The sequence below is a fragment of the Sphingobium sp. FW305-3-2-15-F-TSA7 genome, from assembly GCF_058787155.1.
In genome coordinates, this window is record NZ_JBYSZM010000036.1 from 1 (window position 1) to 22,518 (window position 22,518).

Here is a 22,518-nt window from a genome sequence, read left to right on the forward strand (position 1 = left end):
GTCCCAGCCCGCCCATGGCCGTCCGCGCCTGTGGGGGCGCCATGCCGTGCTCGCAGCACTGGCAAATCCCGAACGCACCATCCGCAAGCTGTGGGGCACGCGCGAGGCATTGACCGCGCTCGATCTGCCCCCGGTGATCCCCGTCACCTATTGCGATGTCGCCGATCTCGGCCGGCTCGTACCCTCGGACGCGCCGCACCAGGGGCTGGTGGCCGAAGTCGAGCCGCTGGAGGATATCTGGCTGGGCGATCTGCTCGAACAGGGCGCAGAGGGCACACAGCCGCTGGTCGTGCTCGACCAGGTGACCGATCCGCACAATGTCGGCGCGATCCTGCGCTCGGCCGCCGCGTTCGGCGCACTGGGCATCGTCACCCAGGATCGGCATTCACCGCCCGAATCGGGCACGGTCGGGCGTGCCGCCTCCGGCGCGCTCGAACTCGTTCCCTGGGTGCGCGTCGTCAATCTGGCGCGGGCGCTGGACGAGATCGCCGAAGCCGGCTTCTGGCGGATCGGCCTGACCGGAGAGGCCAGTGCGACGCTGGCGGATTCGATGGGTGGTCCACGCATCGCGCTGGTGCTGGGTGCGGAGGGCGAGGGACTGCGCCTCAACACCCAGACGCATTGCGATACGCTTGCAAGGCTGCCGATCAGCCCTAAGGTGGAAAGCCTCAACGTGTCGAACGCGGCGGCAATCTCGCTCTACGCGGTCGCGACACGCTGAAGACGGGGGTGTCATGACGGTTTATCGCTTCGGTCGGCTGGCGCTTGCGCTGTGCGCGCCGCTGCTGCTGCTCGGCTGCATCCTGACGCCCGGCAAGTTCACATCGACATTGTCGGTGAATGCCGATCGCAGCTTCGCCTTCACCTATAAGGGCGAAGTGATCGCGGTCGACATGGCCGACGAGATGTCGAAGGGGCTCAATTCGGGCTCGACCGACAGCGATTCCGAATCGATCGAACCAAAGGACGCTGACCCGGAGAAGAAGGACAGCCTGTTCACGCCGACCGCATTCCAGCAGGACGACGACAAGGCCGAAGCCGCCAAGTCCAAGGCGGAAAAGGAAAGCAAGAACCGCGCGATCGCGGAGGCGCTGTCAAAGGAAGCGGGTTACCGCTCCGTCCAATATGTCGGCGACGGCAAATTCATCATCGATTACGCGATCAAGGGCACGCTCAACCACAGCTTCATCTACCCCTATAATCTCGATGCCGAGATCATGTTCCCCTTCATCGCCATCGAAGTGCGCGCCAATGGCGCCGTCCGCGTGAAGGCGCCGGCGTTCGGCAACGACAAGAGCGGCGACAAGTCGATGGGGATGGGTGGCATGGGCGGCGAGGACAAGGCCGCCAAGCTGCGCGAAGGCACGTTCACGCTCGACACCGATGCCGAGATCATCAGCCAGAATAACGAGGACGGCGTTCAGACGGTGAACGGCCGCAAGACCATGGTCTGGAAAGTCACCCCGCTCAGCCAGTCCGCGCCGACGGCGGTGCTGAAGATGAACAAGTAGATCCCGGAAATCGCTGTCGCTCCAGCGAAAGCTGGAGCCCATGCGATACCGGCAACGCTATCGCAGTATCAGCCACCCCATGGGCTCCAGCTTTCGCTGGAGCGACAGGGTGCGGGCCAACCTCAATCCTCGGCGGCGATGGTGACGCGCAGGCCGTCGAGATCGTCGCCGAAGGTGAGCTGGCACGACAGTCGCGAGCTATCGTCGCGGTGATCGGAGCTGTCGAGCAGGTCGTTCTCGTCCTCGCTCATCGCCGGCAGCTTGTCCGCGAATGCGGGATCGACATGGACATGGCAGGTCGCGCACGAGCAGCAGCCGCCGCACAGCGCGAGCAGTTCGTCGAAGCCGGCATCGCGGATCACTTCCATCACCGACAGTCCGGATTCACCCTCGACCGTCCGTTCGGACCCGTCCCGTGTCACGACGACCAGTTGCGGCATCTCAATCTCCCTTGCGTTCCCGCTGGGCTAATAGGGCGTACGGCCCGCAAATCAAGCACCCAGGCACGACGGGACTGTTCAGCATGGTCTGCATGCGGCATGAGAACAAAATGGCACTCTCTCAGGAACAGATCACCCGTTCGATCGACGCGATCGCCGCGATCGAACCCGGTTTCGCCGCCGCGCTCGGCCGGGTCGGCTATCCCGAGCCGCGCATCCGTGCGCGCGGATACGACACGCTGCTGCGCACGATCGTCGGCCAGCAGGTGAGCGTGAAGGCGGCCTCCGCGGTCTGGAGCCGGCTGGAGGAAGCGTTGGGCACCGGCTGCGATCCCGCCGCTCTGCTCGCCAGCGATTTCGACACGCTGCGCGGCTGCGGCCTTTCGCGCCAGAAACAGGGCTATGCGCGCAGCCTGGCCGAACTGGTCGTGTCGGGCGGAATCGACCTCCATGCGCTGCCGCAGGACGACGAGGCGGCGATCGCAGCACTCACGCGGATCAAGGGCATCGGCCGCTGGTCGGCCGAGATCTATCTGTTGTTCGCCGAGGGGCGGCCGGACATCTGGCCGGCGGGGGATCTGGCCGTCCAGATCGAGGTCGGGCGGATATTGGGGCTCGAATCGCGCCCAAGCGAAGCGCTGACCCGCGAGCTGGCGGAACGCTGGCGGCCGCATCGCGGGGCGGCCGCGATCATGACCTGGCATCACTATAACAGCGACATGGGCATCCCGGTCTGACGATTGCCGACCGGCGATGCGGGAAATTCGCTTGCATCGCCGATGGATGGAATGAAATCGTCTTCCCGATGAACCGGGGGGTCAACAGGGATTCGCAGGCGGCGGCACCGTCGCACCATGTGCGCTTCGCGCGTCCCGCCCCTGCGCTCGCCGACTGCCTGGCCGGCTACCACAGCTATGATGTCGAACTTCTGATCGATGAGACGCGGGAAGAGATCTTCTTTCCCGCCTGGGCGAATATCCGCTTTCAGCTGACCGGCAAGCCATGGGCGATGCGGTACGGTGCGGTCCGGATCGATCCGATCCCGCGCAACGCTCTGTTCGGACCGACGGGATGCGCCGGTTTCGCCGAATTCTCCGGCGGCCATATGTTCGGCGTCGGCGTGACTCCAATGGGCTGGGCGCGACTGATCGGCGGAGACGCCAGCCGCCTTACCGACACGATCCTGCCGCTCGAGGCCGTGCTGGGCGCCGATGCGGCCATGCTGGCCGCGCGGATCGCGGCGGTGCGCGACAGCTTCGAGGCGATGGTCGAAACGCTCGAGACCTATCTGCTCGCCCGGCTCGCACGGTCGCGCCCGGCGGCACCCGAGCTCGCGCGCATCATGGGCCTGCTCAACAACCCCGGTATCGAAAGCGTCGAACAGGCGGCTGCCCGGCTGGCGATGCCGGTGTGGCAGTTCACCCGGCTCTGCCGCCGCAATTTCGGTTTTGCGCCCAAAAGGCTGATGCGCCGCGCCCGCTTCCTGCGGACGCTGATGGCATTGCGCGAATCGTCGCCGCTGCCATGGACCGAGCGGATCGAGGAAAGCTATCACGACCAGTCGCATTTCATCCGCGACTGCCACGATTTCCTGGGGATGACGCCCGGTCAGTTCCTGGCGCGCGCGCAGCCTGTGGCCAGCACCTCATTTGCCGAACGTACGCGCGTGCTGGGCGCCCCCGCCCAGGCGCTGCAACGCGGATCGGACGATAGACCATGATCACGTAAGATTGAATCAATCTGGAGTGTGAAACGCAGTTCGGCGAAGCCAATCATGGTCTCAACCATTTGAGTAGAGCCTGATTGGCTGCGCCGTACTGACGTTTCACGCCATCGGCGGAAGCGCACAGCGCTTCCACCTCAAGCGATCAGGCTCTAGCGCCCGGGATTGACGGGAATCCGCGGCGCAACTCTTGTCGATGCGCAGGATCGCTCTATCTGATCTTGCGATGGCCAATAGCAACGCTCCCTCGCCCGCCGCCGCCGTCGAAGCCGCGGCCCCGCTCATCGAACGCGCCAAGCTGTTCGGCAATCCCAGCCGGGCCGCGGGTACGCTCAGCCCCGACGGCAACTGGCTGAGCTGGATCGCGCCGCGCGATGGTGTGCTCAACATCTGGATCGCGCCGTCGAGCGACCTCGCGGACGCGAGGCCGATCACGGTGGAGAAAGTCCGCCCGATCCGCGAGCATTTCTGGGCGCCGGACAGCCGATCGGTGCTCTATATCCAGGACAAGGGCGGCGACGAGAATTTCCTGCTTTATGGCGTCGATGTCGCGACGGGCGTCGAAACCAACCTCACCCCGTTCGAGAATACACGGGTGATGCTGGTCGGATCCTCGGTCACCATCAAGGACCGTATCCTGATCGGCCTCAACAATCGCGATCCGCACTGGCACGACATCCACAGCCTGGACCTCAACAGCGGCGCGCTGACCGAATTGATCCGGGGCGACGGTTTTGCCGGTTTCCTGGCCGACGACACACTGACGCTGCGGCTGGCGGTCGCCCCCAATGCGGCGGGCGGCATGGATTATTTTCGAGTCACCGACGGCGTGGTCGAAGACGAGCCCATCGCCTCCGCAGGCCTGGAGGATGCGCTGACCACCAGCCCGGCCGGCTTCACCACCGACGGCAAGACACTCTACTGGATCGACAGCCGGGGCCGGAACACCGCGGCCCTGATCGCGCAGGACGTCGCCTCCGGCGACAGCGTCGTCGTCGCGGAGGATGCGCGCGCCGATATCGGCGGCGTGCTCTCCGATCCGAAAACCGGCGTGATCCAGGCCTATTCGGTCGATTATCTCACCACCGAATGGACGGCGATCGATTCCGGCATCGGCGAGGATCTCGCCTTCCTCAAGGGCCGGCTGTCCGGTCATATCGCTGTCACCTCGCGCACAGAAGCCGACGACAAATGGACGATCGCATACGATGCCGTCACCGCATCGCCCGCCGTCTATCTCTACGACCGCATCGCGAAGACGCTCGACCGGCTCTATGTCAGCCGGCCCGAGCTGGACGGAGCGCCGCTCGTCGCCATGCACCCGCGCGAAATTCCAGCGCGCGACGGGCTGACATTGGTTTCCTATCTCTCACTGCCGCCGGGCAGCGACGCGGCGAGCGACGGGCGGCCGGATGCGCCGCTGCCGATGGTGCTGCTCGTCCATGGCGGGCCATGGGCGCGCGACGGCTATGGCTATAATCCCTATCACCAATGGCTCGCCAATCGCGGCTATGCCGTGCTTTCGGTCAATTTCCGCGGCTCGACCGGCTTCGGCAAGGCCTTCATCTCCGCCGCCGACCTGCAATGGGGCCGCAAGATGCATGACGACCTGATCGATGCGGTCGCCTGGGCGGAAGCGCAGGGCATCGCATTGCCGGGCAAGACCGCGCTCATGGGCGGCAGCTATGGCGGCTATGCCACGCTCGCCGGCCTCGCCTTCACGCCGGAGACCTTTGCGTGCGGCGTCGATATCGTCGGTCCATCCAATCTGGAGACGCTGCTGGCGACCATCCCGCCTTATTGGGAGGCGGCGCGCCAGCAATTCCACCAGCGCATGGGCAATCCCGAAACCGCGGACGGGCTGGCGATGCTCAAGGAGCGTTCTCCCCTCCACAAGGCAGGCGACATCCGCAAGCCATTGCTGATCGGCCAGGGCGCCAATGATCCGCGCGTCAACCAGGCCGAATCCGACCAGATCGTCGGCGCGATGAAGGCGCACGGCATTCCGGTCACCTATGTCCTCTTCCCCGACGAAGGCCATGGCTTCGCCCGGCCGGAGAACAACATCGCTTTCAACGCCGTCGCGGAAAATTTCCTCCAGGCCTGTCTGGGCGGCCGCGCCGAACCGATCGGCGATACGGTGAAAGCGTCGAGCGCCGAGGTACCCGAAGGCGCCGGATTCACGCCCGGACTGGAAGAAGCGCTGAAGTAAAATCCTCCCTGAAGGGGAGGGGGACCGACGACCGAAGGTTGGCGGTGGAGGGGTCGGCGACGCCAGTCGCCGCTACGCGGCTCACCCCTCCACCATGCCTGGCGGCATGGTCCCCCTCCCCTTCAGGGAGGAATTATTCCGCGAATCTCTTCCTTGCTTCCGCCATGCGGGCGATGCCCGCGTCGAGCGTCTCGTCGCGCTTGGCGAAGCAGAGCCGCGCGACCGAGGCCACCGGGTCCTCGGCGTAGAAGGCCGAAACCGGGATCGCCGCCACGCCACCCTCACGCACCAGCATCTGGCAGAATGTCTCGTCATCCATGCGGATGCCCGATCCCGGCAGATCGATCGAGAGGAAATAGGTGCCCTGGCTCGGCAGCACCGCCCATCCGGACGCTGCGAGCCCCGCGGTCAGCCGGTCGCGCGAGCGCGCGAGTTCGGCGCGCATTTCGACGAAATAGGCCTCGTCCTTGCCCAGCCCATAGGCGACCGCCGCCTGCAGGCTGGGTGGCGTGGTGAAAGTGAGGAACTGATGCGCCTTGGCCAGCACGCGCGTCAGCGCGGGGGCTGCGACCATCCAGCCGACCTTCCAGCCGGTGACCGAGAAGATCTTGCCGCCCGATCCGATCTTCACCGTGCGTTCGCGCATGCCCGGCTGCGCCATGATCGGCTGATGTGCCTGGCCGTCGAAGATCACATGTTCCCACACCTCGTCGCTGACGACGATCGCGTCGTGACGCACGACCCATTCAGCGAGCAGCGCCAGATCCTCTTCCGGCCAGACACTGGCGGTGGGATTGACGGGATTGTTGATGACCACGAGCCGGGTCTTGTCGCTGAACGCCGCCTCCAGCGCGGCTTCGGTCAGCCGCCATTCGGGCGGCTGGAGCCGGACAAAGCGGGGAATGCCACCCGCGCGCAGCACCAGCGGCAGATAGGCGTCGTACATGGGCTGGATCAGCACGACTTCGTCGCCGGGCGAGACCAGCGCCAGGATCGCCGCGGCCAGCGCCTCGGTCGCGCCCGAGGTGACGGTGACTTCGCTTTGCCAGTCGAGATCGAGGCCCTGGTGGCGGCCATAATGATCGGCGATGGCGCTGCGCAATTCGGGCAGCCCCGCCATCGGCGGATACTGGTTCGACATCGTCGTCAGCGCATCGGCGGCCGCCTGGACCACATCGGGAGGGCCGTTCGAATCGGGAAAGCCCTGGCCGAGGTTGATCGCCCCGGTTTCGCGCGCAAGGCCGGACATGACCTCGAAAATGGTGGTGGGCATGGAAGCATAGAGCGGGTTCATGCCAACACCCTTATCGTCATGCTGAACTTGTTTCAGCATCCATCTGCACGCCGTCCGATCTTGGGGTTGAAATATGGACCCTGAAACAAGTTCAGGGTGACGGTCTTGTCGGGACTGGGTAGAGCGCAACCATGGCAACCGTCTCCCTCCCAGAAGCGCGCCGGACGATCGTGGCGGTCGGGCGCTGGCTCGATTCGAAGGGCTGGGCGCCCGCCACTGCCGGCAATTATTCGATGCGGCTGGACGACGGCAGCGTCGCGATCACCGTTTCGGGCCGGCACAAGGGACGATTGACCGAAGACGATGTGATGCGCGTCGATGCGGCGGGCAATTCGCTCGACGGCAAGAAGCCCTCCGCCGAAACCGCGCTGCACATGGCCATCTATCGCGACTTTCCGGACGCGGGCGCCGTGCTCCACAGCCATTCGCCCCAGGCCGTCGGGCTCAGCCGCGCCTTTCCCGCCGCCAGTGGCTGGACGCTCGCCCAGCACGAGATGCTCAAAGTCTATCCGGGCATCGCCACCCATGATCTCAGCCGCACACTGCCGATCGTCGACAACAGCCAGGACATGGCGGTGATCGACGCGGCGATGGCGCCCCGCCTGCTGGACGCCGATGCGCTGCCCGCCTATCTCATCCGGGGGCACGGGCTTTACGGCTGGGGCCGCGACATGGCGGAAGCCGAGCGCGTGATCGAGGCGACCGAATGGCTGATCGCGGCAGAACTCGCCGAGATCGGCTTCAGGCACGGGAGCAAGGCATGAGCAATCTCCAGATCTTCGCCGAAAGCGGCGCATTGCTGTCCGAGACGAGTGAAGGCGATGCGATCGCAGAGGCGCTCGACGAGATCGGCGTAAGCTTCGAGCGTTGGCCGACACGCGATGCGGAGGGCGACATCCTCGCCGCCTATGCGCCCGAGATCGATCGATTGAAGGCCGAGGGCGGATACCAGTCGGTCGATACGATCAGCCTGGGGCCGGACCATCCCGATCGCGACGCGCTGCGCACCAAATTCCTGTCCGAGCATATCCATGCCGAGGACGAGGTGCGTTTCTTCGTCGCAGGCGAGGGCCTGTTCACGCTGCACAGCCAGGGCCGCGTCTTCAACATATTGTGCACCCAGGGCGACCTGATCCGCGTGCCCGCCGGCACGAAACACTGGTTCGACATGGGCCCCCGGCCCAGCTTCACGGCGATCCGGCTGTTCATCAATCCGGATGGCTGGGTGGCGCAATTCACCGGCGACGACATCGCCGCGCGTTTCCCGCGCCACGAACCGGTCGCGGCCTGAATGGTCGGCGCGGTCCTGACCGATATCGAGGGAACGACGAGCAGCATCGCTTTCGTCACCGATACGCTGTTCCCTTATGCCAAGGCCAATCTGCGCGGCTTTGTCGCGCGGAATCCCGGGATCGCCACGCCGCTGCTCGATGCGGTACAGGTGGAAGAGCCGGGCGATCCGGTCGAAACGCTGCTGCGCTGGATCGATGAGGATCGCAAGGCGACGCCGCTCAAGACGCTGCAGGGCCTGATCTGGGCGGAGGGCTATGCCGACGGCACGCTGCAAGGCCATGTCTATCACGACGCCGCTGACGCGCTGAGGCGCTGGCACAATGCCGGCATCGCGCTTTATATCTACTCCTCCGGATCGATCGCCGCGCAGAAACTCATCTTCGGCCACAGCAATGAAGGCGATCTGACGCCCTTGTTCTCCGGCTATTTCGACACCACCAGCGGACCGAAGAAAGAGGCGGAGTCCTATCGGACGATCGCGCGCGCGATCGGGCGCGAACCCGGCGACATCCTGTTCCTCTCCGACAATATCCAGGAAATCGACGCGGCACGTGCCGCCCGCATGCAGGCGATCCATATCGATCGCGAGACCGGCGGCGGCGAAATGGCGAGCTTTGCAGGGATCGAATTGTGAAACTCGAAGGCGCGCATCGCCGCTCGATCCAGCGGACGGCCGATGGCCGGGGCGCATTGATCCTCGATCAGCGCAAACTGCCCTGGACGGTGCAATGGGTGGAATTGCGCAGCGCAGAGGATGCGGCAACCGCGATCCGCGACATGTGGACACGCGGCGCGCCGCTGATCGGCGCGACCGCAGCCTATGGCCTGGCCATGGCGCTGGCGGAGAATCCGGACGGGCTGGACACCGCTCATGCGATGCTGCTGGCGACACGCCCGACCGCGGTCAATCTGCGCTGGGCGCTCGATACAGTGGCCGATGCGGTGCGCGCGCTGCCGGCCGAGGCGCGCGCCGACGCGGCCTTCACAAAGGCCGATGCGATCTGCGACGAGGATGTCGCGCTGTGCCGCGCGATCGGCGAACATGGCCTGGCGCTGCTGCGCGATCTCCATGCGAAGCATCCCGATCGGCCGATCAACATCCTGACCCATTGCAATGCCGGCTGGCTGGCGACCGTCGATTACGGCACCGCGACCGCGCCGATCTATCTGGCGCACGAGGCGGGCATCCCCGTCCATGTCTGGGTGGACGAGACGCGCCCGCGCAATCAGGGCGCGCTGCTCACCGCGTTCGAACTTGCCGGGCACGGCGTGCCGCATACGGTGATCGCCGACAATGCCGGCGGCCTGCTGATGATGCGCGGCCAGGTCGATGCGGTGATCGTCGGCACCGATCGGGTGACCGCCAATGGCGATGTCTGCAACAAGATCGGCACCTATCTGAAGGCGCTCGCCGCGTTCGACAGCGACGTGCCTTTCTATGTCGCGCTGCCCTATACCACCTTCGATCCCGACACGCCGTCAGGCGCGGAAGTGCCGATCGAGGAACGCGATCCGAGCGAGTTGACGGCGTTGTCGGATGGCGAGACGACCGTCCGCGTGACCGGATCGCCGGCCTATAACCCCGCCTTCGACGTCACGCCCGCGCGGCTGGTGACGGGCTATATCACCGAAAGCGGGATCAAGGACCGGATCGGCTGATCGCACCACAGGCTGTCATCACGAGCGCAACGAAGCGATCCAGGGATGCATCAGCATTGGATTGCTTCGTCGCTACGCTTCTCGCAATGACGCTCGGGCTCGGCTCAATTCCGCTTAGAAACTCAGCTTCCCGCTGATCCCGTAAGTGCGTGGCTCTCCATATTCGACGAGCTGGGTCTGGAAGAAATCGAAGACGCGATTGTCGATCCAGCGTTCGTCGAACAGATTGCGCCCCCATAGCGCCAGCGACCAGCGCTTGCCGTCGCCCACCAGCTCCACGCGTGCATCGACGGTGGTGCGCGCATCGAGCTTTTGCGTGGCGATATTCTCCGGCCCCGAAAAGGCGCCCGATTTATGGCTGACCTGGGCGGACAGATCGAGGCTGCCGAAGCCGACCGGCACCGAATAGGCCGCCCCCGCCGACGCGGTCAAGCGGGGTGCGTAGGGCAAGCGGTTGCCGTCCAGATCGACGCCGGGTCCACCGCCATCGGGGAAACGATCGAACTCGGCATGGGTGTAACCGAGGTCGGCCGTCAGCAGCAGGTTCTTGACGGGCGCCGCCTGGACGCTCGCCTCCGCCCCCCAGCTCGTCACCTTGGCGGCGTTGCGGAGCTGGAGCGAAGTCTGGCCGAAGCCGATATCGACGAACTGGTTGATCTGGTAATTGTGGTAGACCGCGTAGAAGGCGGCAGAGTTGAAGCGCAGCGTGCGATCGGCATTCTCGGTCTTGAAGCCGACCTCGCCCGAATCGACGCGCTCGGTCTTGAACGGCACACCGTCAAGCGTCAGCGGCAGGCTGATGAAATCGACGTTCCAGCCGCCGCTCTTGAAGCCGCGCGCATATTTCACATAGGCATTGGTCCGATCGGACAGCTTGAAGGACAGGCCCAGGGTCGGGTCGAAGCTGTCGACCGAGCGCGCATCGTCATAATCGGGAAGCGAAGCGAGGCCGAGCACCGCCGGCGCCGAAATCGCATAATCGACGATCCTCAGCTTCTCATGGCTGAAGCGCGCGCCGAGATTGAGCGTCAGCCGGTCGGTCAGTTCCCAGTCGGCCGAACCGAACGCGGCATAGGATTTGGTCTTCACCCGCGCGCTGACAATGCCACCCGGGCCGGGCTGCAGGCCGAGCCCCAGGAAACCGATCATCGAACCGCCCGAAACCACGCTCAGCGATTTGGCGCTTTCGTCGAAATAATAGAGGCCGGCGACGCCGCTCAGCGGCCCGCCCTTGCCGAAGGCGACGCGGACTTCCTGACTGAACTGGCGGAAGCTCTGGTCGAAATCGATGAAGAAGAAATCGAACGACGAGTAATCGAGATCGTTGGTGCGATCGTAGCGAGTCCAGCGATAGCCGCTGATCGCGGTCAAGGTCGCGCTGTCCGATAGATCCCAGTTGAGCGTCGCGGAACCGCCCGCCAGCTCGATGCGCTGGCGCGGATCGCGATTATAGGGCGTCCGGAACGCACCCGGTTCCTCGGAAGGGCCGGTGCCGAACGTGTCGGTGATCGCCTCGCCCGCCTGCTTGTTGCTGCGGTCTCGGCTATAATCGGCCGCCAGATCGAGCCGGACACCGTCGCTGAGATCGGCGCTCAGCTGCGCACGCGCACTGGTGCGATCGATATTGTCGAGATCGGTGCCGGTGGGCACGTTGAGCGTGAAGCCATCTCGCTCGCGGTGCGAGGCGGAGACACGCAGCGCCACGCCTTCGCCGAGCGGCGCGTTGACCATGCCGCGGATCTCGAACAGATCCTTGTTGCCGATACCGCCATCGACGCGACCCTCGAACGTCGACCCCGGGCGTTCGGTGACGATGCTGACCGCACCCGACACGGTATTGCGGCCGAAGAGCTGTCCTTGTGGACCGCGCAGCACTTCGATGCGGGCAATGTCGAGCGTATCCTGGTTGATCGAGGCGAACTGCCCCGCATAGACGCCGTCAACATAGACGCCGGCGCGTGTCGAGAAACCGATATTGCGCCCGCCGCCGCCGACGCCGCGGATGAAGATCGTGTCGATCGCGCCCTGGCGCTCGACCGAGAAATTGGGAACATAGCGTGAGAGGTCACGCAGCTCGTACGAACGCGTCGCTGCCAGCGTCGCCGCGTCGACCACACTGATCGAGATCGGCACATCGACAAGCGCCTGTTCACGCTTTTGCGCGGTGACCACGATATCATCGAGCGCACCCGCATCGCCGGCCGCATCCTGTGCGTGCGCCGCAACCGGCGCGCAGATCATGGCGATCGCAATCGCCCGTATCGAAACCATCTGTCCCTAATCCCATTGGCACGCGCCAGAGCGGCGCGCGACGACTTTTCAGACAATGGTTAACGGATAAGGAATTAGGATTTGGTTACCCGGTGGCAACAAGCCCCAGCCGGTCGCGCCGTATCCAGCGCCGCACCATCAGAACCGCCACGGCGGCGAGCCCGCTGGCCAAGCCCAACCAGATTCCGATGCCGCGCAGACCCAGCGGGAAGGCCAGAACGGTGCCGACCCCGATCCCGACCACCCAATAGCCGATACCGGCATAGAGCATCGGTACGCGGGTATCGTGGAGACCGCGCAACACGCCCGCACCAACCGCCTGCGCACCGTCGACGATCTGGAACAGCGCCGCGACCGCCAGAAATGACACCGCTAACCGGACCACCAGCGCGTTCGCCGGATCGGCGAGATCGAGGAAGACGCCGATCAGCAGCCGCGGCGCCCCGATCAGCACCATCGCCGCCAGCACGGAAAAGCCGAAAGCGATGGCGAGCGACAGCCAGCCGGCGCGCGCGACCGCGCGCGCGTCGCCGCGCCCCTGCCAGAAGCCGACCCGCACCGTCGCCGCTTGCGCAAGCCCCATCGGCACCATGAAGGCCATCGCGGCGATCTGGATCGCGATGGCGTGCGCGGCCAGCGACGGCTTGTCGATCAGCCCCATCAGGAACACTGCGGCGTTGAACACCGTCACTTCGAAAGCAAGCGTAACCGCGATCGGCAGACCCAGCGCCCACACCGCGCGATAGCGCGGCCAATCCGGCACCCAGAAGCGTCCCAATAGCCGATAGCGGCGGAATTGGCGATCGGTGCGGATGACGAGGAGCAGCCCCAGGAACAGGAGTAAATTGGTAAGTGCGCTCGCCAGCCCGGCACCCGGAAGCCCCATTGCGGGGATGCCGAGATGCCCGAAGATGAATATCCAGGCCAGCAGCGCATTGACCGGAAGCCCCGCCGCCAGCACGCCGACGGCCCAGTGCGGCCGCTCCAGCGCGGAGATATAGTTTCGCAGCACCAGGAAGAAGAGGTAGGGAAGCAGCCCCCATTGCAGCCAGCGCAGCATCCCGCCCGCCATCGCCGCAAGCGCGGGATCCTGATCCATCAGCAGCAGCAATGTCTCGCCGTTCCACATCGCGATCCACAACGGAATCGCGATGGTAACCGCGGCCCACCAGGACTGGCGGACGGTGCGGCGCACGTCGCGCACCGAGTTGAGGCGGCGACCGCGCTCGCTTGCGATCATCGGTGAGGCAGCGGTCATCAGCCCCATGCCGAAGATCATGCAGGCGGTGTAGAGATTGACGCCGAGCGCCGCGGCCGCAAGCGAATCCGCACCGAGCCTGCCGACCCAGATCAGATCGGTCGCATAGATCGCCGATTGCGCGAGATTGCCGAAGACGAGCGGCAAGGCGAGCAACACGGTCGCCCGCATCTCCGTCCGCCATTCGCCCTTTGCCGTTGCGTTCGTCATCACCCTGCCTCTTACGGGGCCGGGCTATGCACCTTAGCCGATGGAAGGTGAAGGCCCGTCGGCACGCTCAACGATGCAGATCCGCCGGCCGATCGATATCCGCGAGCATTGCCCCATCGGCAGGCACCAGAACCGCGCTGGCCAGCAATGCACGCGCACCGCGATCACCCTCGAGCGCAAGCAGTTCGAGCGCCATAGCTCTGGAGAACAAAGCGGGCGGCATCGCCTGTCCGTCGCGCGCGGACGCCACACATGCACCATCCGCCGCCAGCAGCGCATGAAGATGCGATGCCGGCACGAACGGCATGTCCCCGAGCATGACGAGCACGGCATCCACGTCGCGCTCCAGCGCGCACGCCACGCCGAGGCGGATCGAGCGCGACTGGCCTTGCGCCGGCGCATCGTTGATCACGATATCGAAACCGTCGAGCAAAGGCGCGGTCGCGGATCCACACACTGCGATCAACGCGCCGAAACCCAGTCCCGAAAGCGTCGACGTGGCGTGCGTGACAAGCGGTCGCCCGTTCAGATCAGCATGCAGCTTGTCCGCCGCGCCGAAACGCGTCGACCCGCCGGCGGCGAGCAGCAGCGCGGCGACGCGGTCAGCCGCGATCATTAGGGTCTAGCCCCATTATTTATGAGGCCGTGACGAGGGAGAATTGGGTTCATGGCTAGGCGTGAGTGCGCCGGATAGCAACGCGCTATCCGGCAATCGAGCAACGACGCCAGGAACCCAATTCTCCCTCGCCCGAAGGGTGGTATCATATCGGGCGATCCGCGGCGTCGGAACGCTTGCACGTGGCGATGGCTGCGCGCTCCTCCTGGCGGCTCATCCCGATCTGATACCATCACGACCTCATAAATAATGGGGCTAGACCCTAAAGGCGGCGACCATGCCCGCCGCGATCGACAGCGCGATCTCGGCCGGACCGATCGCGCCGATGTCGAGCCCCGCCGGACCGTCGATCCGCGTCAGCGCTTCAACCGGCACCCCGGCCGCAGCCAGCCGGTCGAGCCGCGCCGCATGGCTGCGCCGCGATCCCAGCGCCGCGACATAGCCGGTCGGTGCCGCCAGCGCGGCGATCAACGCGGGATCGTCGATCTTGGGATCGTGGCTGAGCGTCACGACCGCAGTCGCCGCATTGGGCCGGCGTGCGGCCACGGCATCGTCGGGCCAGCCATCGTCGAGCTCGGCCCCGGGGAAACGCTCGGCGGTCAGGAAACGACCGCGCGGATCGATGATCACCGGCATCACGCCGATCTCGCGCGCAAGTCCGGCCAGCGCCTGCGCGATCTGCACCGCGCCGACGATCAGCAAGCGGCGCGGCGGCAAATAGCGATTGTGAAACCCATCTGCCGCGCCCTCGACGCTGCGGCCGGTCTCGAGATCGGTCGAAACGGTGAGCGTATCGCCCCGCGTCCGCGCGGCCGCGATCCGATCGAACAGGATCGGGGGAAAGCCGCTTTCCGACACCGGCTGGACAAAGACCGCAATCTCGCCGCCGCATGGCAGCCCCACTTCCCAGGCCGATGCATCGGCAACGCCGAAACGCATCAGCCGCGCTGGCGCACCGGCGATCACCTCCGCGGCGGCGTGGAGAATCTCGGCCTCGACGCACCCGCCGGAGACCGATCCCTCGAAACGGCCATCGGCGTTGACGATCAGATGGCTGCCCATCGGACGGGGCGCGGAGCCCCAGGTCGAAACGACCGTCGCCAGTGCAAGCGGTGCGCCCTGCCAGCGGCGTGCGGCGTCCAGGATGATATCGACATCGGCCATTCCCTCTCCCTAGCGGTCCATACCGGGGAGAGGGAAGCCGTCCTTAAGGTTTATACCAAGCTGCGGATGCGTCAGCATCCCTGCACCTTGGTATTAGAGGCCGAGATTGAGCGAGACGCGGAAGGCAAGCGCGACGCGGCCCTGCTGTTCTTCAGCGCTGGCCTCGCCACCGAGCTGGAAGTCGCCAAGCCCGCCAACGGCGCGGAACTTGCCGACCCAGCCATCGGTGCGCTGCTCGGGCTCGAGCGTGAAACGCTCGCCTCCCTTGAACTGCGCGATGGTCGAGCCGAGCGATCCGCCGACGATCTGCCGGCGACCACCTTCGAGTTCGATACGCATCCAGGTCGAATCGGGTTCGCGTTTGCCGAAGTTGAGGCCCGCGGCGACGCTGCCGGTCGCGGCCAGTTCGTCGCTCTTGCGACCCAGCACGGTCAGGTTGAAGGCATCGCCGCCGCCCGTCTCGGTATAGCCGTCCTCGTCGAGCTTGTAATAGTCGATCGCCGCGGCCGGGCGCAGCGAGATGCGGCCGAAGCGCAATTCGTATGAGACACCGCCCGACGCCGAATAGAGCTTGCCGTTCCAGGCGCCACTCGCGGTGCGCGATATCGTCTCGCTGCCGATCCGGCCGCTGAACAGGCGGATGCCGTCGAAATCGATCTGCGCCGCCGAGACGCGGGCAAAGGCATTCAATCCGCCCCATTGGCCGCGCCAGTGCGCCGCCAGCTCGATCTGGTCGGCCGTCACTTCGTTGGAGGTATCACCATCGGAATCCTTGCCCGACAGGTAGGCGACGGACAGGCCGACATTGCCGAAGCCGCCGGTCTTGATCTCAATCCCGCCCGAGGCGCCCCAGCCGGTGATGTCGTAGGACGCGGTATCGCCGATGCTCTTGGACGTGCCCCACGCCACCTGCTGCAGCCAGAATCCCCAACCGCCCTGATCGCTCATCGGTGCATTGGGATCGGCCAGATAGCGCGCGGTGGCGCGCGAGCCCTGGGTCACCGTCTCGAAGGCACCACCCGCATGGTCAGGCAGCATGCTGGCGACCGCGCGACGGAAATCTGTACCATCGGCATAGCCCAGGAACACGTCGGCCACCTTCTTGTCGCTGTCGAGCACCTTGAAGATCGCGTCATAGGCGCTCGCCTGCGACCGATTGAGTCCGAGTTCGGTCGAGGTCTTGCGCGCGATGTTGAGCTTGACCTCACCCGCCGCGTCGTTCGCGGTCACATTGCTCTTGAACATGAAGGGCAGCGCCGCCGCTTCGCTTGCCAGATTGGCGCCCCCCGTCATCGATCCCGATTTGACGATGAGATATTCGCCCTCGGCATCGCTGACATTGGCGAGCGACACCGCCACTTTCGATCCCGCCGCGAAGTTCGCGCCGCCACTCACCAGATATTGGGTGAATTTGTTGGCCTGCGCATCGATATTGACGCCGATCGTGCCCTGGCCGTTCACCGCAAGCGACGAGACGGCAACAGCATTGGTGCCCTGGACGAGCAGCTTGCCGCCATTGACGGTGATCGCGGCTCCCGTGCTGTTGAGCAGAGTACCAGTGAAGACCGACGTGCCACCGAGCGTCAGGCTGTCGGCACCGCCGCCAAAGTCGAGCGTGCCCGTCATCGTCGACATGCCGGCAAGCGCAATGGTGTCGACGCCCGCGCCGAAGCTGACATTGCCGACATATTTCGCGTCGCCGCTCAACGCCAGCCGGTTGGCGCCCGCGCCGAAGCTGGCATTGCCGGTCACGGTACCGTCGGCGATATCGAAGGTGTCCGCACCCGCGCCGAACAGGATGTTGCCGCTGATGACGGGTGCCGCGACGCCACTGGCGACCGCGAGTTGCTTGATTGTCGCGCCGGCATTGTTGGCCGAAAGGTCGATCGCGATCGCATTGCCGCTCTTGCCGGTCGCCACGATCGAGCCGCTATTCTCGACCAGCGCCAGCGTGCCCGCTTTGTCGGAGATCGCGATCGCGGTTCCGTCGCCCGCGGCATCGGCTTGGATCTTGCCGCTATTGGCGAGCGAGCGGACGTCGGCGCCCGCGTCGATCGCAACGGCGCGTACCAGCGAGCCGGCGGCGCTCCCTCCGGAGGCGGTGATGCTGCCCGAATTCTTGATCTTGGGAACACTCGCGCCACTCCCGACGCGCAGCGCCGTGGCATTGGCACTGTTGGCCGTCGCGCTGATCCCGCCGGTGACGGTCATCCCGCCGGCGACGGTGACCGGCGCACCGGCCCCGCCGATCACCATGCCGTTGGCCGCGACGTCCTTGTAGACGCCCGCGCCGGCGATGGCGCCGTTGATGACGATGCCGTGACCATCGGCATTGCCCGCAACCGCACCGATCGTGGTCGCGGTGCTGTCGGAACCGATCTGGACGGCTGGTGCCGCGCCATAGGAGGTAACGGCGGCGCTGCCCTCATTGGCGTCCGGAATGCCGTCCTTGTCCTCGTCGGCATCATCCTTGTTGTTGTCCGCGGGCGGAATGGCGAAGAGGATACCGCCGCCGACATTGCCGGTGACGCGCAGCGCCGGTCCGCCCTGGAGCAGATCGTCGGCATCGAGCTTGCTGACATCGCTCGGCGCGGTGGTCGAGCGGTAACCGGAGGACGAGATCGCGCCCTGGATGACGAGTGCGCCGCCGACATTGCCGTCGATCGCGACGCCGACCGCGCCCGCGCCGCGCGCCGAGACCGCCGCCTGGATCTTGACGTCGCCGCTGACATTGCCGGTGCGCACGCCATAGCTGCGGTCGCCGGTCACCGAAATGGTGCTGCCGGTGTGCGAAAGCGATCCGGTCAGCGGGCCGCCGAGCGAAATGCCGGCGCTGTCATTGCCCTCGATCGTGATGTTGCCGCTATTGGCGATATTGCCGGTGAAGGCGCCGTCGGTGCGGATGCCGAAGCGGTTGGAGCCCTGGGCGAACGGCCCGTCGAGATCGCCGTCATTGTCGGTATCGGTCGCGGTATAGTTTTCGTCGATGGTGATCGTGCCGGTGTTGGTGATGCTCGACGTGACCCCGGCATTGGCGCGGATTCCGGCAGCGCCGTTGGCACCGGTGATCTGGATCGTGCCTTCATTCTTCACGCTGTTGTTGCTGTCGATCGTGACAGCGGTGCCATTGGCCGGTTTCACCGAGCCCGCGGAGGTGATGCGGATATCGTCGGCGCCGCCGCCCTTCACGGTCGAGGTCGCAACCGGCGTGGTGCGGGCGGTATCGATCGCGGTCTCGGCGCGCAGCGGGCCGACGGTCGCGATCAGCGCGATCGGGGTCAGGCAGGTACAGGCAAGAAGGGTACGCATTGGAACTCCGTCATTGGGCAGCGGAGCGTCGATATGCGCTCCGTGAATGCCCGCATGACGGCGCGATGCGGGAGGACCCGCACGAGATTTCGATCAACCGATGTCGGATGGCTCTGCGTGAAGGTAACCGGTTCCCGGTTTTCCGCGGGATATGCTAGAACCGGATATCCATGCCGATGCGCAACGTGCGCGGGCGGAGCGGCGTGATCTGCCGCTCGTGCGGCAAGGTGAAGGGCGAACCGAGCGCGAAGCGATTGCCGATCGTGTCGAACAAATTGGTCGCGCTCAGGAACAGGCCATAGCCGCCCCGCCCGATCCGCGCGCTGAGCGCGGTATCGAGATAATTGCCTTGCGAAACGCCGAGCACCGGCCCGACGCCGAGCCGCGAGCGGCCGACATAGCGCGCCCAGCCCGACACGCGCAGGTCGAAACCGCCGCGAAGAACCGTGCTATAGTCCGCGCCGATCCGCGCATTGAACCGCGCGACATTGGGTAGATCGTCGCTTTCCGCGATCACCGCCGTCGCCGGGAGCGGGAATATCGCGCCAAGACCGCCATTCGACACGCCAGTGCCGCCGTCATAGGCGACCAGTGACGAGCGCAACACCACCGCCGGCGCGAACGGATCGGTGAGCTTGCTGTCCGCATAGACGCCGGACGCCTCGAGCAGCAGCCCGGGCAGTGGACGCCAGCCGATCGTCGCGTCGACCGACCAGATCCGGCCATCGCCGATATTGTTGGTCGCCGGCAGGCCGGTGTCGTCGATCAGATCCGCCTGGATATCGTTCCAGCGGGTATGCGCGATCGACAGCGCAATGTTCAGATCGCCAGTACCGGTGCCGCCATAGCGCAGACCGACTTCGGTCGAAGCGACATCGTCATTCTGGTAACGCTGGACGAAATTGTTGCGGACCGCGATGCCGCCGGGCCGGAACCCTTCCTGATAGCGCGCGAACAGCGTGAAATTGCTGCCGGGGGAATAGTTGAACGCGAGCGAGGGCAGGAATGTCGTCTCCGACCGCCTCGCCTGCGACTTTACGTCCGCTTCCTCCAGCAACGGCGCATCGAGCGCATCGCCCGACAGCCGGGCATGCGTCAATCGTCCGCCCCCCGTCACACTGAGCGACGGGGTGATGGCGAGCGTCATTTCGCCGAACAGTGTGGCTTCGTCGACGCGGTTGGAAACGCCGGTGACGTTGTTGATCATCTCCGCGCCGGTACTGCGCGCAAGCCGATAATGGTTCCGCACCAGGCTGGAGCCGACCACCCAGCTCAGGCCGCCATCCATGTCGTAGGCAAGGCGATTCTCGCTCGACAACAGGGTGATGCGACTCAACTGGCGGAACAATGTCGGCGGCCCGTCGGGCTGAGTCGCGTCGTAGGTCTCGTCGATATCCTGGCGCACGATACCGGTGGCCGAAACGAAGCTGAGCCCCGAATCCCATTGCTTGCGCAACACGAACTGGCCGAGCGCATAATCATTGCCGAACGCCTGTGCGATCGGGCTTTCCTTGACCAGATCCGCCACCAGATCGCGATTGGCATATTGACTGTCGCGCCCGCGGATCGACTGATAGGTGCCGCCGATATCGACCGTCCATCCCGGTGCCGGTTCCGCACGCAGCGAGATGCGGCCGCCATAGGTATCGGTGCGATTGACGTCCTTCAGATCGCGCAGCGTATCGTCGATATAGCCGCCGTCGCGCACCGCATAGCCGACCGCGCGCACCGCCACCGCGTCACCGGCAATGGGCAGGTTGACCATGAAGTTCGCATCGTAGCTTGGTGCGCCATGGGCCGTCGCCGCGGCCGACAGCGCCGCGCTCGCCTGGGTTTCGCCCAGCCGTGGCGCGACCGGCAGGATGCGCATGACGCCGCCGAGCGAACCCGCGCCGTGCAGCGTGCCCTGCGGTCCCTGCAGCACCTCGATCGTCGCGATATCGTACAGCCTGAGATCGGGATCGGGCGCGTTGTAGTTCAGCCGCGTCTCGCCGAGATACTGGCCGACCGTCGCCTGGGTCGGGCCGTTGAAGCTCGAATCGGCGATGCCGCGGATGAACAGCTTGTTGCGTCCGGGGCCGAAATGCGTGGATCCGACGCCAGGCAGACGCTGCGCGATCGCATCGGTGCCGCGGCCTTCGGCACCCACCGGCAGGTCGTCCATCCTTAAAACCGAAACGCTCCCCGGATAATCGGAGAGCGGAGTCGCACGCTTGTTACCGGTCACGATGATGTCGTCGGGCGGCGGTTCCTCGACCGTCATCACGGCGGGCCGAATGACCGCGCGCTGCACGACGCGCTGCGGTGTCGGGACCATGCGCCGAACGATCCGCCAACTGTCCGCGCCGATATTCACAAAGCCCGCATCGGTGCCGTCGAGCAGCTTCTGCAACGCCTGGCGGACGGTGAACTGGCCGCGCACCCGGCGCACCGGCAATGCCGCCAGCCGTGGATCGGACACGCCGATGCTGATCCCCGCCTGGCGCCCCAGTGCGACGACGGCGCTGCCCAGCGATCCGGCCGGCAAGTCGACCGGACGACGCGTCTCCGCCTGGGCGGCGGATGCACTCGCCACCAGGGCGATCGCAATCAGCGCGCGTTCAGCGTTCCGCATCGCTCCCCGCCATGAGCACCCAGCCATTGCCTTCGCGCCGCGCCGACACGCCGAGCACGGCACCGGCGCGCGGCACCGCACGTTCCGCACCGCCATCGAGCAGGATCACACCACTGAACCGGCGACCGCCCAGGCCGGGCGCCGCGGCAACCGGCACGCCCAGATTGCGTGACAGATCGTCGGCGACCGTAGCGAAGGCGGTGCCGCTGTAGATCAGCCGCCCTTCGCGCCAGGCCGCGACCGCGCCGGGATCGGTGTCGCCGGCTTCGGCGCGGCGGCCATCGACCGCGCGCAGCCTGCGTCCCACGGGCAAGGTCACCCGCTCGCTGCCCTTGCCGTAGATCACCACGCCTTCGGACACCGCGACTTCGGTCACGCCGCTGCCGCGCACGACGTTGAAGGCGGTTCCGGCATCGGTCAGCGTCGCGCCGCCCGTCTCGACGATGAAGGGGCGGCTGGCGTCGTGGACGACGGTGAACAGCGCCTCGCCGCGTTCGAGCTGCGCGAAGCGGGGATTGTCGCGATCGAGCATCAGCCGGGTCCCGCCGTTCAGATCGATACGGCTGCCATCGGCCAGTGCGACGCTCTGGCGCTGGCCCGCCGCCGTCTCGACAGCATAGGTCGCGCTGGCGGGCATCAGCACCGAATAGCCGGCGACCGCGACCAGCGACGCGGCGACCGCGCCCCAGCCCATCGCCATGCGCCGGGTGGGGCGCCGCACAGGTGCCGCCAGCGGTTGCGGCGCGGGTGCGGCAAATGCCGCCATGTCCTGATCGGCGAGAGCCATTTCGTCGTAGATTTGCGCGTGCATCGGATCTTCCTCCAGCCACAGCATGAAGGAGTCCCACCCCGCGAATCCGGGATCGCGCTGGCGAATGAGCCAGGCGATCGCTTCGTCTTCGATGGTGGTGCGCGGTGTGTTCATGTCTGTCTCAGGACCATGA

General features: G+C 65.9%; 18 protein-coding genes. 9 read left to right on the forward strand and 9 right to left on the reverse strand.

Translation table 11 applies throughout. The features are described from left to right. Together rlmB and AC3WN8_RS23975 are read left to right on the forward strand one after the other, a co-directional pair. On the forward strand, positions 1-721 hold a 721-nt coding region (rlmB, locus tag AC3WN8_RS23970), incomplete at its 5' end, for a 23S rRNA (guanosine(2251)-2'-O)-methyltransferase RlmB (protein ID WP_492672017.1). Between the two features lie 13 nt (positions 722-734). Further along, the gene (locus AC3WN8_RS23975; RefSeq protein ID WP_492672018.1) at positions 735-1,511 is read left to right on the forward strand and encodes a hypothetical protein; all 777 of its coding nucleotides are present in this window, start codon (positions 735-737) and stop codon (positions 1,509-1,511) included. 122 nt (positions 1,512-1,633) lie between these two features. Here the strand turns inward: AC3WN8_RS23975 and AC3WN8_RS23980 are convergent, their stop codons facing one another. Beyond that, positions 1,634-1,951, reverse strand: coding sequence for a 2Fe-2S iron-sulfur cluster-binding protein (locus AC3WN8_RS23980; protein ID WP_492672019.1), 318 nt, complete (start codon positions 1,949-1,951; stop codon positions 1,634-1,636). Between the two features lie 110 nt (positions 1,952-2,061). Between AC3WN8_RS23980 and AC3WN8_RS23985 the strand changes: the two genes are divergently transcribed. The 3 genes from AC3WN8_RS23985 to AC3WN8_RS23995 all read left to right on the forward strand — a co-directional run bounded on the left by AC3WN8_RS23985 (position 2,062) and on the right by AC3WN8_RS23995 (position 5,886). Then, entirely contained in the window at positions 2,062-2,688 is a 627-nt protein-coding gene (locus AC3WN8_RS23985; protein WP_492672020.1) for a DNA-3-methyladenine glycosylase family protein, read from the forward strand. A 68-nt stretch (positions 2,689-2,756) separates the two neighbouring features. Then, positions 2,757-3,671, forward strand: coding sequence for an AraC family transcriptional regulator (locus AC3WN8_RS23990; protein WP_492672021.1), 915 nt, complete (start codon positions 2,757-2,759; stop codon positions 3,669-3,671). A 229-nt stretch (positions 3,672-3,900) separates the two neighbouring features. Next, positions 3,901-5,886, forward strand: a complete 1,986-nt coding sequence (locus AC3WN8_RS23995) for a S9 family peptidase (protein WP_492672022.1) — start codon at positions 3,901-3,903, stop codon at positions 5,884-5,886. A 133-nt stretch (positions 5,887-6,019) separates the two neighbouring features. Here the strand turns inward: AC3WN8_RS23995 and AC3WN8_RS24000 are convergent, their stop codons facing one another. Beyond that, on the reverse strand, positions 6,020-7,180 hold the full coding sequence (locus AC3WN8_RS24000; protein ID WP_492672023.1) for an aminotransferase: 1,161 nt from the start codon (positions 7,178-7,180) through the stop codon (positions 6,020-6,022). Between the two features lie 131 nt (positions 7,181-7,311). Here AC3WN8_RS24000 and AC3WN8_RS24005 point away from each other — a divergent pair, with 131 nt between their 5' ends. Genes AC3WN8_RS24005 through mtnA form a run of 4 tightly spaced genes read left to right on the forward strand, consistent with a single transcriptional unit; the run spans position 7,312 to position 10,132 of the window. After that, positions 7,312-7,944 carry a methylthioribulose 1-phosphate dehydratase gene (locus AC3WN8_RS24005; protein WP_492672024.1) on the forward strand — a complete coding sequence of 211 codons (633 nt, stop codon included), beginning with the start codon at positions 7,312-7,314 and terminating at the stop codon, positions 7,942-7,944. Next, the gene (locus AC3WN8_RS24010; RefSeq protein WP_492672025.1) at positions 7,941-8,471 is read left to right on the forward strand and encodes a 1,2-dihydroxy-3-keto-5-methylthiopentene dioxygenase; all 531 of its coding nucleotides are present in this window, start codon (positions 7,941-7,943) and stop codon (positions 8,469-8,471) included. The genes AC3WN8_RS24005 and AC3WN8_RS24010 overlap by 4 nt, the downstream gene beginning before the upstream one ends. Continuing rightward, a complete protein-coding gene (gene mtnC, locus AC3WN8_RS24015; RefSeq protein ID WP_492672026.1) occupies positions 8,472-9,107 on the forward strand; it encodes an acireductone synthase in 636 nt (211 codons plus the stop codon). It abuts the gene before it with no gap. After that, entirely contained in the window at positions 9,104-10,132 is a 1,029-nt protein-coding gene (gene mtnA / locus AC3WN8_RS24020) for an S-methyl-5-thioribose-1-phosphate isomerase (RefSeq protein ID WP_492672027.1), read from the forward strand. Before mtnC ends, mtnA begins: the two co-directional genes overlap by 4 nt. A 114-nt stretch (positions 10,133-10,246) precedes the next feature. Here the strand turns inward: mtnA and AC3WN8_RS24025 are convergent, their stop codons facing one another. The 7 genes from AC3WN8_RS24025 to AC3WN8_RS24055 all read right to left on the reverse strand — a co-directional run bounded on the left by AC3WN8_RS24025 (position 10,247) and on the right by AC3WN8_RS24055 (position 22,499). Next, the gene (locus AC3WN8_RS24025; protein WP_492672028.1) at positions 10,247-12,403 is read right to left on the reverse strand and encodes a TonB-dependent receptor; all 2,157 of its coding nucleotides are present in this window, start codon (positions 12,401-12,403) and stop codon (positions 10,247-10,249) included. An 85-nt stretch (positions 12,404-12,488) separates the two neighbouring features. Then, the gene (locus tag AC3WN8_RS24030) at positions 12,489-13,871 is read right to left on the reverse strand and encodes an MATE family efflux transporter (protein WP_492672029.1); all 1,383 of its coding nucleotides are present in this window, start codon (positions 13,869-13,871) and stop codon (positions 12,489-12,491) included. 67 nt (positions 13,872-13,938) lie between these two features. After that, on the reverse strand, positions 13,939-14,487 hold the full coding sequence (locus AC3WN8_RS24035; RefSeq protein ID WP_492672030.1) for a nucleotidyltransferase family protein: 549 nt from the start codon (positions 14,485-14,487) through the stop codon (positions 13,939-13,941). A gap of 255 nt (positions 14,488-14,742) precedes the next feature. Beyond that, positions 14,743-15,651 (reverse strand): XdhC family protein, encoded by a 909-nt coding sequence (locus AC3WN8_RS24040; RefSeq protein WP_492672031.1) that lies wholly within the window; start codon positions 15,649-15,651, stop codon positions 14,743-14,745. Positions 15,652-15,744: 93 nt separating this feature from the next. Beyond that, positions 15,745-18,960 (reverse strand): autotransporter domain-containing protein, encoded by a 3,216-nt coding sequence (locus tag AC3WN8_RS24045; RefSeq protein ID WP_492672032.1) that lies wholly within the window; start codon positions 18,958-18,960, stop codon positions 15,745-15,747. A 154-nt stretch (positions 18,961-19,114) separates the two neighbouring features. Beyond that, positions 19,115-21,574: a TonB-dependent receptor gene (locus AC3WN8_RS24050; protein ID WP_492672033.1), complete on the reverse strand. Its 2,460-nt coding sequence runs from the start codon at positions 21,572-21,574 to the stop codon at positions 19,115-19,117. After that, complete coding sequence (locus AC3WN8_RS24055) at positions 21,561-22,499, reverse strand: FecR family protein (RefSeq protein ID WP_492672034.1); 939 nt, start codon at positions 22,497-22,499, stop codon at positions 21,561-21,563. The genes AC3WN8_RS24050 and AC3WN8_RS24055 overlap by 14 nt, the downstream gene beginning before the upstream one ends. Positions 22,500-22,518 lie beyond the last annotated feature (19 nt).